Below are 14,592 nucleotides of genomic sequence, written 5' to 3'. Positions count from 1 at the left end.
GCTTTAAAACTAGATAGAATAACAAGAAGTATCTTTGACTGGGAAAAGTTAATGACCTTTTTAGAAGAAAATGATGCCTACCTAGACTGTGCTAATGATGAAATAAACACAACTAATGCTAATGGTAAAATGATTTCAAGACTATTAATGAGTGTTAGTCAAAATGAAATTGAAAGAACATCAGAGAGAACAAAAATCGTTTTAGCAGGAGCAATTAAATAAGGACATATTCCAAGTCGAGCACCACTAGGTTATAAACATGAAGATAAGAAATTAGTAATAGACTACTCTACTAAAGATATTGTTAAAAGAATATTTAATCTTTATTATGAGGGAAACTCTTATCAAACTATATCTAACATTTTAAATGAAGAAAAAAGTTTTAGGAAAAACAAACTGGCGAGATTCTTCTATTACTGCCATACTTGAAAATGAAGTTTATAAAGGCGATATGGTATGAGCTAAACAGATTTGAATATCAAAAGATACAAGAACAATGCTTTGATAAGAGATAAAGTGTTTATGAAAATAAAAACATATAAAATGAAGAGGAGAAATTTATGAAATCATTAAAATTTTGGTTATGGTGCATCATTATTTTCTGGTCAGTCTTTGTAATGGCCTGTGGGGCTGTCGGCATAAGCAATCTTGATTTTCGAATAGGAAGTTTTGGGATCATCGCAATGATGTATATGATCTTATGTATTTATATGGAAATGCGATCACATCCTGACGGATTATATAAATTAGCAGGAAGCATGATTATTATCGTTGTGACATTATTTTTAGGCTATTTTACGTATTGGGTGTCATTAACGATGAATTCAAGCTTGATTTCGCTTGCGGAAAAACAAGAAATTGCCCTCTTTCATACTTTATTTGTAATTAATTTATTCTTATTTGCCTATATGATTTCGTTGTTGATCACAAATAGGAATCATAATGACTAAGATTGAAAAAAGATGATCCAATCAGATCATCTATTTTATTGCGATTGCTTATTTCATAAAGAATTCTTCAGGATCTTTGATATCAAGATGGTAGAATTCCATTAAGTGTTGAATACTGATTTTCTTTGCTTGTTCAATTTCATTATTCTTGATGTGATCGATCATGGTAAGATGCTGTTTTAAATGTTCTTCTTCATTTTCAATCGGGAATTCGTAATGAAGCAGGATAAACTGTATTTTGAGTGACAGGTCCTTCTGCATCTGATATAAAAGCTCGTTTTGTGATATTCGACATAGCTCCATGTGAAAATCGGTATCCAATTTTCTTCTTAAATAACCGTTTTTATCATAAAAAGCTTGCAGGCATTGATGAGCCAGATCTTCTAAATATATAAAATCAGCACGACTTCCATAAAGTGCCGCCAGTTTGATCGAAAGTAGATCTAAAGAAATACGCAGGGTTCCGATATCCTGTATTTCTTTTGTGGTAAAGGAAGCTACTTCCGCATGGCGATTTGGATAAATGTTGACAAGTCCCTGACTTTGAAGCTTGCGCATGGCTTCACGGATCGGAGTCCTGCTTGTATTAAATTCTGCGGCAATCTTGGATTCCGCTATTTTTTCTTTTGGTTTTAACTGATTACTGAAGATTTGATCTAATAAATGCTGATAGACCTCTTCACTTAAGCTTGATATATTCTTTTTCATAGGTTCTCCATTGATTGATGGCTCTATCATATCATAATTCAATCATAAATTCATCAACATTTTGAATATTTGTATATTGTTTTATTAAAAAGTGCACTATATATATTAAATGTACACAATAATATTGTAATTGTCGACAATCTGAGTTATAATAAAGCCGGAGGTAAGGATAACATATGGAAAAAATGTTTCTATTAAAAACTGAGATTCATCAGTTTGCAACGGTTCAAGAGTTTTTTGAATCTCAAAAGCTGACAAAGAGCGATCTGATTATCACGAATCGTTTTATGGCTGAGGGCAAGCTGAAAGGTCATGTACAAAATGCCTCATTGATCTTTCAGGAGGAATATGGAAGCGGTGAGCCAACAGATGAGATGGTCATGTCAATAAAAAAAGATATGCCAAATGATATTCAGCGTATCTTTGCTGTTGGCGGCGGAACGGTCATTGATATTGCGAAATTTCTTGTTTTAGAGAGTGATGGCAGTATTGATGAAATGATCATGAAAGAAAAGGAATATCATAAGGCAAGAGAGTTGATCGTACTTCCAACAACTTGTGGTACCGGAAGTGAAGTGACCAATGTTGCGATTGCGGAGCTGATTAGTCGTAAGACGAAGAAAGGTCTGGCGGATGATGCGCTTTATCCGGATAAAGCTGTCCTGATACCGGAATTGGTTGAAAGTTTGCCATATAAGTTTTTTGCGACAAGTTCGATTGATGCATTGGTTCATGCGGTTGAGTCTTATTTATCACCAAAGGCTAGCGAATATTCCAAGATGTTTTCCTGTAAGGCCATTTCAATGATCTTAAAAGGATATCAGACTGTCATTCGAGAGGGGAAGGATCACTGGAATCAGCTGGCTGATCAGTTTCTGATGGCAAGTAATTTTGCGGGCATCGCTTTCGGTAATGCGGGCTGTGCGGCTGTTCATGCCATGAGCTATCCTTTAGGGGGAACATATCATATTCCTCATGGAGAAGCAAATCAGCTTATGTTTGAAGCTGTTTTACGTATGTATGAGAGAAAGGATCCTCATGGACGTCTTGATGATCTCAAAGAGGTCTTAGCAAATGAACTGCAGGTAGAAAAGGAAACAAGCTTAAATGCTTTGTATCACCTGATGGATCAGATCTTAGTACGTAAACCGTTATGCACATATGGTATCAGGAAAGAAGAGCTTCCTGTCTTTACTGAAAGTGTGATTGAGGGACAGCAGCGTCTTTTAAATAATAATTATGTAGAGCTTTCATATGAAGAGATGATGCAGATTTATACGAGTGTCTATGATAAATAGGAGAGGGTTATGGATAAGGTTGAAAGAAACTTAAGATTATTAGCCGCACAGATCCGTAAGACGGTTCTTTACGGTCTGGGCACATCGAAGGCCGGACATATCGGGGGAGCCATGTCAATGAGCGATGCCTTGGCTGTCTTATATGGAAAAGAAATGAAGGTTGATCCTAACAATCCGAAATGGGAAGAACGTGATCGTCTGGTCGTTTCTAAAGGTCATTGTGGTCCTGCTGTTTATGCTGCTTTGGCAGTGAAAGGATTCTTTCCGATGGAATGGATGCTGACTATCAATCAGCCGGAAACGAAACTGCCAAGTCACTGTGATAAAAACAAAGTTCCGGGTATTGATATGACGACAGGCTCTTTAGGCCAGGGCATGTCAACAGCTTTGGGAATTGCCTGGGGGCTGCGTTATCAGCAAAATGATGCGTATACCTATTTGTTTTTAGGAGATGGCGAATGTGATGAAGGACAGGTATGGGAAGGGGCACTGTTTGCGTCAACGAAAAAGTTAAATCATGTCATTGCTTTGATCGATAAAAATGAGAAGCAGTTAGATGGTTATACAAAGGATATCTGTAATGTAGGTGATCTCGCTAAAAAGTTTGAACAGTTTGACTGGTATGCACAGGATGTCGATGGTCATGATGTCATGGCTATCGCTGAGGCAATCGAAAATGCCAAGAAGCAAAATGAAAAACCGTCGGTGATCGTTTTGCACACGGTGAAAGGAAAAGACTGTACCTTTGCGGAAGATGTTTTCTATAATCATCATATGACATTTACGCAAGAACAGCTGGATGAAGCCAATCAGCATCTTGATCAGCTGATTGCCAAGCTGAGTTAGGAGGAACGGGTATGTATCAGATTTGTGAAGAAATCAAACCTGAAAGCAAAGAAATGAGAGAAGTCTTTGCGCAAGTCATGGATGAGCTGGCAGGCAGTGACGGCCGTGTGATCTATTTAGATGCGGATATTATCAATTCCATTAAGATGACGTCTTTCTCTAAAAAATATCCTCAAAGAACGATCGACTGTGGCATACAGGAAGCAAATATGATCGGTGTGGCTGCGGGCATATCGGAAACAGGGCTTATACCTTTTGCACACACCTTTGCTCCCTTTGCGACACGAAGGGTGATGGATCAGGTCTTTGTATCGGTGGCTTATGCTGACTTAAATGTCCGTATCATCGGGTCTGATCCGGGAATCACAGCAGGAAGCAATGGAGGAACGCATATTCCTTTAGAAGATATTGGTATGATGCGCTGCATTCCAAATGCCACGATCATTGAACCTGCAGATTCAAATGTATTGGCAGATATGCTTCGTCAGACAAAAGATCTTTATGGTTTATATTATATTCGTCTTTCAAGAAAGAAAAGTGAACAGATCTATAAAGAAGGCTCTACTTTTACGATTGGCAAATCCAATTTGTTAAGAGAAGGAAAGGATGTGACCATCATTGCCAGTGGTATCTGTGTGGCAGATGCCTGCAAAGCCGCAGCTGAGTTGAAACAGGAAGGAATCGATGCAAGGGTCATTGATATGTTTACGATCAAACCGATCGATCGTGAAGCGATCATTCAGGCGTCTAAAGAAACCGGCGCTATCGTAACAATTGAAAATCATAATATCATCAATGGTCTTGGCAGTGCTGTCGCCGAAGTTCTCTGTGAAGATGCACCGGCTCCGCTTGTCCGTCTGGGTGCTCAAGATCGTTTTGGGGAGGTCGGTAATGTGGATTACTTGAAAAAAGTATTGCACATGAGCGTTGAAGATATTAAAAACGGGGTCAGAAAAGCGATTTCTAAGAAAAATAACCAATAATATAATAAAACAGCGTCATAAAATCACGCTGTTTTATTTCGGAAGAAATCCTTCAAAAATAATGATATCATAATCATTTCTTACTTTCTTAAATTCATCTTCACTTTTACATGTCCATCCAACGCTGCAAATAAACCTTTTCAACAGCTGAAAGCTCAATTCATGGGCATCTTTGATATCATAAGCAATAAAATCCGGCCGGGAGAGAAAATTTGCACATAAGTGCTTAAATAGAAAGCCCATGAGAGGATGAACCTCTTTGTTTTTAGAAAAATCACTGCTTAATTGTCCTCGTATGACATGTGAGCGATGTTTCATATACCAATGCATGGCCAGAGGATTAAAGGATTCAACTACATAGTTGTCATGATATGCATCCAGTAATCGTGCTGTCAGCTCACAGGTCTTACAATCAATGCTTTTTTGTTTGATTTCAACGATGATGGGAACCTGATGATCGATCAGCTCTAAGACAGATTTGAGCGTAGGAATCGTATATTCAGTATTGAAAAGGCGATATTGACACAGCTCTTCATAAGTACAGGTATCGATTTCCTTATCAATGCCGCAGACTCTTTTTAAATTAAAATCGTGACATATGACAACGACATCATCCTTGGTAAGCTGTACATCCAATTCAATGCCATAATTGTGCTTTATCGCATTTTCAAAGGCCTTCAGACTGTTTTCGGGATATTTTTCATTATGTAGTCCACGATGGGCATAATCAACAGATTGATACCTTAAGAGTTCCTTTTTCTTTGAAAAGCGGGGAAATATCAGAAAGAGATAGAAAAACAGCAATAAGAATAAAAAAATCACTAACCAGATCATGCATCCATCTCCTCAAACGCTTCGATTCCTTTTGCACCGGCACATTTTTCATCGCCATGTGCTACCTGTGTAAATGTGATAAAAGCCAATAAGGTACAGATAAAGGCATAAGGAAATAAGGAGCCATAGCCTGTCAGATCGATAAAGAGGCCGGAAAGGATCGGGGTGATGATCTGTGCAGACATGGAGAAGGTATAATAGATGCCGGTATATTTTCCTGTATCGCCTTCACTTGCCATTGCCACGACCATCGGGTAGCTGTTGACATTGATGCTGGCCCAGGCGATACCGACGCAGGCAAAGATAAGATAAGCGAGCGGTGACAGACTTGTGAACCAGCCGCCGACAAGAAAGCTGAAGCTTAATAAGATGATACCGAACTGAATCATTTTTTTGCGGCCGAATCTTGCGGATAACTGTCCGATAGGAAGGTAGGCAATCGTTGCGGCAGCTGTGGCGATCAGCATTAAGGTAGCACTTGAGCCGGCTCCTTTATCCCATACGGCAGCAGCATAGCGGGAAAAGGCGGTGGTAACTGCATTATAGCCCATGAACCAAAAGGCAATGGAAAATAAAAGAAAGGATAAGGAACGCTTTACATCCTTAGGCAGCTGCTTATGTGACTGTATGAGCGGTTCATCTCTGCTGCTTTCAATCGTTTGCTTCTTTTCTTTGACAGTGATGAACAGCAATGCTGCACTTACCAGCATGATAGCAGCGAGAGAAATAAATAAAGGAAGATAATTTTCAACACCTTCGGGTACGAAGAGGCTGATCAGGATCAGTGCCAGCATTCCGCCAATGGCTCCCATTAAATTGATGATGGCATTGGCTTTTGAAAGCAAAGGCTTGGGTGTTAAGTCGGGCATAAGCGCAACTGCGGGTGATCGATAGGACTGCATGGCAATCAAGGTCAAGGCCAGGGCGATGATGAAAAGAGCGATTGATTTCATATTGGCGGCAATCGGTATCAGGATCAAAAAGACTGCGGCAGTGAAGGTGCCTGTCAGAATAAAGGGCATTCTTTTTCCTATACGGGTATTAATCTTGTCTGAAAGACTTCCGAAAAATGGCAGCATGAACAAAGCCAGGATATTATCAAATGACATGATGATACCGATCAGCGTCGCATTCAGATGAAAGGTATGATCCAGCATCAAGGGAATGATTTGGTCATAGAGCTGCCAGAAGGCACAGATAGACATAAAGGCAAGTCCGATAAAAAATGTTTGTTTTGTATTTAGTTTCATCATATACTCCTTTTTTATGTTTCTATTGTAGCATTCTTTCTTTCATAACAAAATATAAAAAGGTGGTTTATTTATATTATTTAATTTGATTTTATATATTTTTTACTAAAAAATGACAAAATTCATAATTGACATTTCTTTCTTTTTTCCTATAATAGATACGGACAACCTTTAATATAGTACGAGAGACTATGAAGGATGACAGACAACATTTTTTTAGCTGTATCCAGGCTATTTCTGTTTATATGATTTCCTCATAAGTCTCGACTTATGAGGTTTTTTTATAAGGAGAGAGAGTTATGTCAAAAAAGTCTACAACAAAATTGGCCGCAAAAATGATGCTTGCTTTATTATTCGGGCTTATTTGCGGAGTTGCCATGATCGCATTGCGTGAAAATCTGAATGCTAATGGCAATGCAGAACTGTGGAATCAGATCAATTCATTATTATTTGCTGATATTACCGCACAGGGCAATGAAAGTGCCTTGGGAATATTTTATATTCTTGGACAGCTGTTTATCCGCGGCTTGCAGGTAGTTATCATTCCGATGGTATTTACGAGCATCGTCTTGGCGATGATTCAGATCACCGATACTAAAAAATTAGGCCGTATTTCTTCAAAAACGCTTATATGCTTCCTGTTTACAACAACAGTGGCATTGATTCTTGCCGCGATTGCCGGCTATGTGACGTATCAGATGGGCTTTTTCAGCAATACGTCCCTGGCAGGACTTGAAACATCCACCAGTACAACAGGAAGCAATCCTCTGAATATCTTATTAGAAGCGATGCCAAATAATGTTACTTCGGCTTTTTCAAATAACAGTGGCGTGCTGGCTGTACTGGTCATGGCGATCGGCATCGGACTGGCGATGAATTCAAGTAAGAAAAAGATGGAAACCTTCCAAAAGCTTTGTGAAGAAATCAGTGATATCATTACGATCATCTTAGGCTTCATCATTCATAAATTTGGTCCTCTGGCAATCTTCGTGCTGATTACGAGAACCTTTGCGGTCTATGGCATCAATTATTTGAAGCCTGCCTTAGCCTATGTGATCTTGACCGTTGTCTTGCTGCTGGTCGTGCTGATCTTCGGTTATGCGCTGTTCGTGTGGATCGCAGCCGGCGTCAATCCGAGGCAGTTTGTCAAGAAGGTCAGCAAGGTAGCCCTGTTTGGCTTTTCTACCTCTTCAAGTGCAGCGACATTGCCTTTGAACTTGAAAACGGCAACGAAGGAGCTGGGCGTTCATGAAGAAATTGCTTCATTCGTGCTTCCTTTGGGGATGACGATCAATATGGATGGAACAGCGATCATGCAGATGATTGCAACGATCTTTATTGCCAGCTGCGGCGGTTATGAGATTACTTTTCAAGCCTTGTTGGTGGTAGGTATCTTGGCACTGGTGGCTTCGATCGGAACACCGGCCGCACCGGGGGCAGGGGCTGTCATTCTCTTTACGATCCTTTCCGGCATGGGATACGGCAATGATATGGCGTTGATGGCTTATACGCTGATTTTGGCAATCAATCGTCCGATCGAGATGCTGTGTACGGCTTTAAATGTCGTAGGTGATACCGCATGCTCGATGGTGGTCGCCAAGAGTGAAAAATTATTGGATGAAGACGTTTATTATGCGGAAAGCAAAGAATAAGCTGAAATGATTTAAAAAGGGAGGTACACAATGAAAAGAGAGGTCATAATTGCCTGTGATTTTTCAAGTCAGCAGGAAACATTAGAATTTTTGGAGAGGTTCACAGAAGAAAAGCCGTTCGTTAAAATTGGCATGGAGCTGTTTTATGCGGAAGGGCCTGCAATCGTTCATGAGATCAAAAAAAGAGGCCATAAGATCTTTTTGGATCTAAAGCTTCATGATATTCCCAATACCGTATATAAAGCAATGATGAATCTGGCTAAGCTGGATGTCGATATGATCAATGTTCATGCAGGCGGTACGATTGAAATGATGAAAGCAGCCAAAGATGCCTTGGTAAAGATGCATTCAAAGGCAATATTGCTGGCTGTGACGCAGCTGACCAGCACCAGTGAAGAGAGAATGCATGAAGAGCTGTGGATCGATCATGGCATGGAGGAAACGGTACAGCATTATGCATATAACGCAAAACTTGCCGGCTGTGACGGGGTTATCTGTTCACCCTTGGAGGTTGCGGCAGTAAGTGCAAAGTGCGGCAAAGATTTTGTGACGGTAACACCGGGCATTCGTTTTGCCAGTGATTCTAAGGGTGATCAGAAGCGTGTGACAACACCTGCCAAGGCACATCAATTGGGGTCACATTATATCGTTGTCGGCCGTTCGATTACCGGAAGCAGTGATCCACTCGCTGCTTATCGCAAGGCAAGCCGGGAGTTTGAAAGCGGGGCTGAAGCATGAAAAGATTGATTGCGAAAGATTTATTATCTATTCAGGCTGTCTTTTTACGTCCCCAAGAGCCTTTTGTATGGGCCAGCGGTATCAAAAGTCCGATCTATTGTGACAATCGTTTGACCTTATCGGATGTCAGGGTACGCAATGATGTCGAGCATGCCCTTGCGAAGATCATTGAGGAGCATTATCCTGAATGTGAAGCAGTCATGGGAACAAGTACGGCGGGAATTGCTCATGCAGCCATCGTAGCAACGCTTCTCAACAAACCTATGGGCTATGTGCGTGCCAGTGCCAAGGATCATGGCCGGAATAACCGTATCGAAGGAAAATGTGAACCGCATACGAAGGTCGTCGTTATTGAAGATCTGATATCTACGGCAGGAAGCTGCATCGAAGTCGTAGAAGCTTTGCGGGAAGCAAAAGCAGAGGTTTTGGGCATTGCCAGCATCTTTACCTATGGCATGAAAAAAGCGGCCCAGCGGCTTGAAGAGCACCATGTTCAAAATATATCCGCAAGTGACTATGATACCCTCTTGGAAGTTGCGGCTGAAGAAGGCTACATAAAAAAAGATCAGATCGAAAATCTGATCCGATTCAGAGATAATCCCAATGATGAAAGCTGGATGAAATGATCCGGCTTTTTATTTTAAGATCATTTCCATACCGATCTTTTGTGGTCGGAGTCCTAAGGATTCGTAAAACCGCATGGCCTTTTCATTCAGGCACCACACATTCAGGGTCACATTGTAACACTTCTTCTTTTTCGCAAAATCAACGACATATTCATAAAGAGCTGTACCGATATGCTGTCCCCGGAATTTTTCATCAACACATAAATCATCGATATAAAGCGTTTTGATATCGGTCATGATCGGATGATCGACATATTGTTGGAAGATGCAGAAGGCATATCCCATGACCTCATCGTTATCATCCACAGCTACAAAGACAGGGCGTTTTTCATCATGAAGCATCTTTTTCAGATCCTCATCGCTGTATTTTCTGCCGCCTGCCTTAAACAGATCCTTTCTTCCTTCATGATGGATCTGATTCACCTGTATCAAAAGGGCATTGATTCGCTTGACATCTTTTTCTTCAGCTTTTCTTATATGCATAAAAACCTCCTTTTTTTCTTATTTTATCATATTTCATATGAGTTTGAAATCTTATGTAATCCTGAAGCAGAAAATGCTCATGTTCAATGAATTTGGTTGAAAAAAAAGCATATTTCGTTTATCATAAAAGCAGGTGGTAAAAAGTGAATAAAACAATTTTTGTGACAGGACATAAAAATCCTGATTCAGATTCCATATGCAGTGCATTGGCATATGCAAATCTAAAGCAGCTTTTAGGAGAAAGCGCCATCGCTGTACGTTTAGGAGCATTAAATGACGAATCAAAATATATCCTCAAACGTTTCAATGTCGAAGGACCCTTTCTTTTAAAAGATGCCAGAAGCCAGTTAAGGGATATCGCCATGGATGAGCCGACCTTGATCCCGATGAATATGACGATGGCCAAGGCATGGCAAAAGCTCTATACGGTAAAAAACAAATCCTTATTCGTCGTAGATGAACATTCTAAGCTGCAAGGCATCATATCGACTTCCAATCTTTCCAGTACGAGGGGAATGAGCGATGAACAGCTCAACTCCCTGATGTCAAAGGCCTCTGTCAAACAGATTGCCGATACGATCCAGGGGAAGATCATCATCGAACCGGACCATTATGAAAGTGATGGAAGCATATATATCGTCACGCTGATCAACGGATCACATTATTCGGAAGAATTCAAAGACAGCATCGTTATCTTAAGCGATGGAGATGAAAAACAGCGTCAGCTGATCGAATGTGGCGTCAAATGTCTGATCATTACCTGTAAGGAGCAGGTATCAGAGGAAAACCGTCTGCTGGCCTTGAAAAAAGGCTGTGCGATCATTCAGACCGATCTGGATACGATGAAGGTGGCCAAGGTGATCACAGAGTCAATACCGGTGGAATATGTGATGACACGCAATGTGGTTACCTGTCTGGATACCGAATATGTCAATGATGTTTCCCAGCGGCTTTCACATACCCGTTATCGTTCTTATCCGGTCATCAATCAGTTTGGAAATATCGTAGGAGCGATCTCTCGTTATCATTTAAGCAATTATGAACGGCGCAGGTTCATTCTGGTCGATCACAGCGCTAAGAATCAGACCATCAATAATATTGATGAAGCGATCATAGAAGAAATCATCGATCATCATCATATCGGTGATATCCAGACGACATATCCGATCTATTATCGCAATATGCGCTGCGGCTGTACCTCAAGCATCATCGCACAGATATATCAGGAAAACGGGATTACGCCTGAAAAAGAGTTTGCGGGACTGATGCTGGGTGCCATCATCAGTGATACGATGTATTTTAAATCGAAGACAACGACAGAATTTGATAAACGAATGGCACGATGGCTTGCCGATCTGGCACAGGTTGATCTCAATGAATTTGCCTTAGGTGTATTAAGTGCTTCGATCTCACTGAAAAAGAGCACTCCTGAAAATATCTTGAACCGTGACCTGAAAACTTATGAAATCGGTAAATATAAGATAGCAATCGGGCAGACTAATTTTGAACATATGGAAGATATCCAATCGATCCTTCCTTCGTTTAAGGAATATATCGAAAAGGAACAGAGTGAGAAAAATTATGATCTGGTGATCATGATGTTCTCAAATATCATGGCTGAAGGAAGCATGTTCGTTTACAGCGGTCCGCTTAAAAATATCATGAAGGATCTCATTGAAACGGAAATTGATGAAATGAGCGGTTATGACAGTGAGATCATCTCCCGTAAGCAGCAATTAGTACCAAAGCTTTCTAATTTACTTAAGATGATGTAAGATCATAGAAATGGAGAAAATATGAAAATAGGAATCGGAAATGATCATTCGGCAGTAGAGATGAAAAAAGAAATCTCGGCATATTTGCAGGCGAAAGGATATGAGATCATCAATTATGGTACAGACAGCACAGAAAGTTATCCATATCCCAAAGCAGCAGCGGCGGTGGCACATGCAGTCGTCGATAAAGAAGTAGATTGCGGCATCCTTATCTGCGGTACAGGGATCGGCATCGGTATTGCGGCCAATAAGGTGAAGGGCATTCGTTGTGCGACCTGCTCGGAGCCGTATAGTGCCAAATTATCAAAAATGCATAATAATTCCAATATTCTTTCATTTGGGGCACGTGTCGTGGGTATTGAGCTGGCGAAGATGATCGTTGACAGCTGGCTGGAAGCTGAATTTGAAGAAGGACGTCATGCCCGGCGTGTAAAGATGATCGAAGAAATTGAAAATAATGAAGGTTTGATGAATAAATAAACAAATTCCTCCCATAGTAGCTATGGGAGGAATTTTATGAAACTTTTATATATATTATGTTTATCAATGCTGCTAAGCGGATGCAGCTGGTTTGGCCAGAATGAAGTGACACAGGAAGATCCGTCGGCAAATCAGCCTGTCAAAACAAGTGAAATGAAGGATATGTTTTCTTATTTTGATCAACAGGGTCTGGAATATGATAATGCCAAGGATATGGAAGTCGTCGATATCAATGCCCATGAAGGAAAAGCCTTTGAATATCAGGGAAATCCGGTCTATTTATATCGGATGAACATGCAGGATGAAAAAATATCCAGCTGGATGAAAGAAATCAAAAACAGCGGTAAGGTAACGATCAATCAGAATGGAACGGATGAAAGCTATGATGCGCTTATCAATGGGGAGTATCTGATGGTAACCAAACAGGGTACGGATCTTAATAAGTTATCTGAAGCTTTTAAGAAATACGAATAGAAGCACTGCTTCTATTTTTTTTAGAAAAATTTAAGAATTTCCTCTGTTTTCTTTTTATAAGTATTGCTTAGAATGATCGTGTTAGGAGAATCAGATATGAAAATGTCAACGAAAAATAAAATGATCCTTTTATCATGTGTCATTGTCTTAGCTATAATTACAGTGGTAAGTTTATTGAATTTTGATATGAATAAGATTCTTGAAACTGTTGAAGCTATGCCAATAGGACTTAAGGTCTTATCCATGATCGGACTGATCGCTGCCCAGATCTTTCTTGCCTTTCTTCCGGGAGAACCCCTGGAGCTGGCCAGCGGTTATTTATTTGGTGCATGGAATGGTACGCTGATCTGTCTGATCGGCTCATTTCTCGGGACGCTGCTTGTGTATGGCCTGGTGCGCATCTTCCGTCATAAGATCATTGATGTCATGTTTGCTTCCGACAAAGTAAAAGAAGCAGAAGCGCTGATCGCATCTAAAAAAAGCATGTTCTGGATCTTTGTCTTATTTCTGATACCCGGATCGCCCAAGGATGTCATGACCTATCTTGTCAGTCTGGGAAATATCCGTTTGGTGAAATGGCTGGCATTGACAACGATCGGACGTATTCCCAGCATCATCACATCGACCTTTTTGTCAGCTTCTTTTAAGAGCGGGGATCTTGTCATGACGATCATGATCGCACTCATTACGCTGCTTCTGGTGATCGGCGGAGCCATTTATTATAAAAGAGTCATTCAAAAAAATGATAAAATCGTATAAAATGGAAAAGGCGAGGGGGAGTGAGATATGAAACATACGATACTTGTAGTAGAAGATGAAAAGGGGATCCGGGAAACGGTGGCTGTTTTCCTGAAGAATCAGGGCTATGAGGTCATAGAGGCCGTTGATGGCATGGAAGGATTGGAGAAGATGAAGGAGCATAAGATCCATCTGGTTATCGCAGATGTGATGATGCCGAAGATGGATGGATTGACGATGGTCATGAGGCTTAGAGAAACAGATGATGTTCCCGTTATCTTTTTAAGTGCAAAAAGCGAAGATATCGATAAGATCACCGGTTTAAATTTAGGGGCTGATGATTATGTGACCAAGCCCTTTGAGCCTATGGAACTGATTGCCCGAGTGAATTCCAATATTCGCCGTTATGACCAGATCTTAAAGCTGAAGGGCGGCAATGTTGAAGAAAACAGCCATAAGCTGATCGTTGGCGGATTGGAATTAGATACGTTTACAAAGGAAGTCAGCGTCAATGGAAGGACGATTCGCCTGACAGCGAAGGAATTTGCGATCCTCCAGCTTCTGATGGAATATCCGGGACGCGTCTATTCGGCAGAGGAAATTTATGAAGCGGTGTGGAAGGAAGAGGCGGTCAATACGGAAACGATCATGGTCCATGTACGAAAGCTTAGAGAAAAGATCGAAGTGAATCCAAAGCATCCCGAATACTTAAAGGTCGTTTGGGGCATTGGCTATAAGATAGAAAGAAAGTAGGAAG

At 40.6% G+C, this 14,592-nt stretch carries 18 protein-coding genes; 14 read left to right on the top strand and 4 right to left on the bottom strand.

What is annotated here, in order from left to right; translation table 11 throughout:
* From Q0K35_RS05595 to Q0K35_RS05590, 3 genes are all read left to right on the top strand, one after another.
* Positions 1 to 222: recombinase family protein (locus Q0K35_RS05595; RefSeq protein WP_294561689.1), on the top strand; the 222-nt coding region annotated here is incomplete at its 5' end.
* Between the two features lie 6 nt (positions 223 to 228).
* A complete protein-coding gene (locus Q0K35_RS11555; protein ID WP_365936212.1) occupies positions 229 to 429 on the top strand; it encodes a recombinase family protein in 201 nt (66 codons plus the stop codon).
* 131 nt (positions 430 to 560) lie between these two features.
* A complete protein-coding gene (locus Q0K35_RS05590; RefSeq protein ID WP_294561688.1) occupies positions 561 to 950 on the top strand; it encodes a hypothetical protein in 390 nt (129 codons plus the stop codon).
* 48 nt (positions 951 to 998) lie between these two features.
* On the opposite strand, the gene Q0K35_RS05585 is transcribed toward Q0K35_RS05590, so the two are convergent.
* Positions 999 to 1,658, bottom strand: coding sequence for a GntR family transcriptional regulator (locus Q0K35_RS05585; protein WP_294561687.1), 660 nt, complete (start codon positions 1,656 to 1,658; stop codon positions 999 to 1,001).
* 176 nt (positions 1,659 to 1,834) lie between these two features.
* Here Q0K35_RS05585 and Q0K35_RS05580 point away from each other — a divergent pair, with 176 nt between their 5' ends.
* From Q0K35_RS05580 to Q0K35_RS05570, 3 genes are read left to right on the top strand one after another with little or no spacing between them, the layout of a single operon-like run.
* Positions 1,835 to 2,956: a 4-hydroxybutyrate dehydrogenase gene (locus Q0K35_RS05580; protein WP_294561686.1), complete on the top strand. Its 1,122-nt coding sequence runs from the start codon at positions 1,835 to 1,837 to the stop codon at positions 2,954 to 2,956.
* A gap of 9 nt (positions 2,957 to 2,965) precedes the next feature.
* On the top strand, positions 2,966 to 3,802 hold the full coding sequence (locus Q0K35_RS05575; RefSeq protein ID WP_294561685.1) for a transketolase: 837 nt from the start codon (positions 2,966 to 2,968) through the stop codon (positions 3,800 to 3,802).
* 11 nt (positions 3,803 to 3,813) lie between these two features.
* Positions 3,814 to 4,785, top strand: coding sequence for a transketolase C-terminal domain-containing protein (locus Q0K35_RS05570; RefSeq protein WP_294561684.1), 972 nt, complete (start codon positions 3,814 to 3,816; stop codon positions 4,783 to 4,785).
* Positions 4,786 to 4,818: 33 nt separating this feature from the next.
* On the opposite strand, the gene Q0K35_RS05565 is transcribed toward Q0K35_RS05570, so the two are convergent.
* The gene (locus Q0K35_RS05565) at positions 4,819 to 5,619 is read right to left on the bottom strand and encodes a glycerophosphodiester phosphodiesterase family protein (RefSeq protein ID WP_294561683.1); all 801 of its coding nucleotides are present in this window, start codon (positions 5,617 to 5,619) and stop codon (positions 4,819 to 4,821) included.
* Entirely contained in the window at positions 5,616 to 6,869 is a 1,254-nt protein-coding gene (locus Q0K35_RS05560) for an MFS transporter (RefSeq protein WP_294561682.1), read from the bottom strand. The genes Q0K35_RS05565 and Q0K35_RS05560 overlap by 4 nt, the downstream gene beginning before the upstream one ends.
* Before the next feature lie 299 nt (positions 6,870 to 7,168).
* On the opposite strand from Q0K35_RS05560, the gene Q0K35_RS05555 reads away from it, so the two are divergent.
* From Q0K35_RS05555 to pyrE, 3 genes are read left to right on the top strand one after another with little or no spacing between them, the layout of a single operon-like run.
* The gene (locus tag Q0K35_RS05555) at positions 7,169 to 8,521 is read left to right on the top strand and encodes a dicarboxylate/amino acid:cation symporter (protein ID WP_294561681.1); all 1,353 of its coding nucleotides are present in this window, start codon (positions 7,169 to 7,171) and stop codon (positions 8,519 to 8,521) included.
* A 30-nt stretch (positions 8,522 to 8,551) separates the two neighbouring features.
* Positions 8,552 to 9,259: an orotidine-5'-phosphate decarboxylase gene (gene pyrF / locus Q0K35_RS05550; protein ID WP_294561680.1), complete on the top strand. Its 708-nt coding sequence runs from the start codon at positions 8,552 to 8,554 to the stop codon at positions 9,257 to 9,259.
* Positions 9,256 to 9,885, top strand: a complete 630-nt coding sequence (pyrE, locus tag Q0K35_RS05545; protein ID WP_294561679.1) for an orotate phosphoribosyltransferase — start codon at positions 9,256 to 9,258, stop codon at positions 9,883 to 9,885. Before pyrF ends, pyrE begins: the two co-directional genes overlap by 4 nt.
* 9 nt (positions 9,886 to 9,894) lie before the next feature.
* Here pyrE and Q0K35_RS05540 read toward each other — a convergent pair whose 3' ends face one another.
* Entirely contained in the window at positions 9,895 to 10,368 is a 474-nt protein-coding gene (locus Q0K35_RS05540) for a GNAT family N-acetyltransferase (protein WP_294561678.1), read from the bottom strand.
* Positions 10,369 to 10,511: 143 nt separating this feature from the next.
* Between Q0K35_RS05540 and Q0K35_RS05535 the strand changes: the two genes are divergently transcribed.
* The 5 genes from Q0K35_RS05535 (at position 10,512) to Q0K35_RS05515 (ending at position 14,588) form a co-directional block, all read left to right on the top strand.
* Positions 10,512 to 12,143, top strand: a complete 1,632-nt coding sequence (locus tag Q0K35_RS05535; RefSeq protein WP_294561677.1) for a putative manganese-dependent inorganic diphosphatase — start codon at positions 10,512 to 10,514, stop codon at positions 12,141 to 12,143.
* 21 nt (positions 12,144 to 12,164) lie between these two features.
* Positions 12,165 to 12,623: a ribose 5-phosphate isomerase B gene (rpiB, locus tag Q0K35_RS05530; protein ID WP_294561676.1), complete on the top strand. Its 459-nt coding sequence runs from the start codon at positions 12,165 to 12,167 to the stop codon at positions 12,621 to 12,623.
* Positions 12,624 to 12,659: 36 nt separating this feature from the next.
* Entirely contained in the window at positions 12,660 to 13,097 is a 438-nt protein-coding gene (locus tag Q0K35_RS05525; protein ID WP_294561675.1) for a hypothetical protein, read from the top strand.
* A gap of 96 nt (positions 13,098 to 13,193) precedes the next feature.
* Positions 13,194 to 13,856 (top strand): VTT domain-containing protein, encoded by a 663-nt coding sequence (locus Q0K35_RS05520; RefSeq protein WP_294561674.1) that lies wholly within the window; start codon positions 13,194 to 13,196, stop codon positions 13,854 to 13,856.
* 27 nt (positions 13,857 to 13,883) lie between these two features.
* Positions 13,884 to 14,588 (top strand): response regulator transcription factor, encoded by a 705-nt coding sequence (locus tag Q0K35_RS05515; RefSeq protein WP_294561673.1) that lies wholly within the window; start codon positions 13,884 to 13,886, stop codon positions 14,586 to 14,588.
* Positions 14,589 to 14,592 lie beyond the last annotated feature (4 nt).

Source organism: uncultured Traorella sp. (genome assembly GCF_944327115.1).
GTDB lineage: Bacteria > Bacillota_I > Bacilli_A > Erysipelotrichales > Erysipelotrichaceae > Traorella.
The sequence above is the reverse complement of the archived record's forward strand: the minus strand, read 5'-3'. Positions and strand labels throughout refer to the sequence as shown.

What these genes read in the sequence shown, in the direction of transcription:
- Q0K35_RS05515 (WP_294561673.1), top strand. Translation starts at nt 13,884, where the DNA reads ATGAAACATACGATACTTGTAGTAGAAGATGAAAAGGGGATCCGGGAA.
- pyrF (WP_294561680.1), top strand. Translation starts at nt 8,552, where the DNA reads ATGAAAAGAGAGGTCATAATTGCCTGTGATTTTTCAAGTCAGCAGGAA.
- Q0K35_RS05570 (WP_294561684.1), top strand. Translation starts at nt 3,814, where the DNA reads ATGTATCAGATTTGTGAAGAAATCAAACCTGAAAGCAAAGAAATGAGA.
- Q0K35_RS05575 (WP_294561685.1), top strand. Translation starts at nt 2,966, where the DNA reads ATGGATAAGGTTGAAAGAAACTTAAGATTATTAGCCGCACAGATCCGT.
- pyrE (WP_294561679.1), top strand. Translation starts at nt 9,256, where the DNA reads ATGAAAAGATTGATTGCGAAAGATTTATTATCTATTCAGGCTGTCTTT.
- Q0K35_RS05540 (WP_294561678.1), bottom strand. Translation starts at nt 10,368, where the DNA reads ATGCATATAAGAAAAGCTGAAGAAAAAGATGTCAAGCGAATCAATGCC.
- Q0K35_RS05590 (WP_294561688.1), top strand. Translation starts at nt 561, where the DNA reads ATGAAATCATTAAAATTTTGGTTATGGTGCATCATTATTTTCTGGTCA.
- Q0K35_RS05585 (WP_294561687.1), bottom strand. Translation starts at nt 1,658, where the DNA reads ATGAAAAAGAATATATCAAGCTTAAGTGAAGAGGTCTATCAGCATTTA.
- rpiB (WP_294561676.1), top strand. Translation starts at nt 12,165, where the DNA reads ATGAAAATAGGAATCGGAAATGATCATTCGGCAGTAGAGATGAAAAAA.
- Q0K35_RS05565 (WP_294561683.1), bottom strand. Translation starts at nt 5,619, where the DNA reads ATGATCTGGTTAGTGATTTTTTTATTCTTATTGCTGTTTTTCTATCTC.
- Q0K35_RS05525 (WP_294561675.1), top strand. Translation starts at nt 12,660, where the DNA reads ATGAAACTTTTATATATATTATGTTTATCAATGCTGCTAAGCGGATGC.
- Q0K35_RS05520 (WP_294561674.1), top strand. Translation starts at nt 13,194, where the DNA reads ATGAAAATGTCAACGAAAAATAAAATGATCCTTTTATCATGTGTCATT.
- Q0K35_RS05560 (WP_294561682.1), bottom strand. Translation starts at nt 6,869, where the DNA reads ATGAAACTAAATACAAAACAAACATTTTTTATCGGACTTGCCTTTATG.
- Q0K35_RS05555 (WP_294561681.1), top strand. Translation starts at nt 7,169, where the DNA reads ATGTCAAAAAAGTCTACAACAAAATTGGCCGCAAAAATGATGCTTGCT.
- Q0K35_RS05580 (WP_294561686.1), top strand. Translation starts at nt 1,835, where the DNA reads ATGGAAAAAATGTTTCTATTAAAAACTGAGATTCATCAGTTTGCAACG.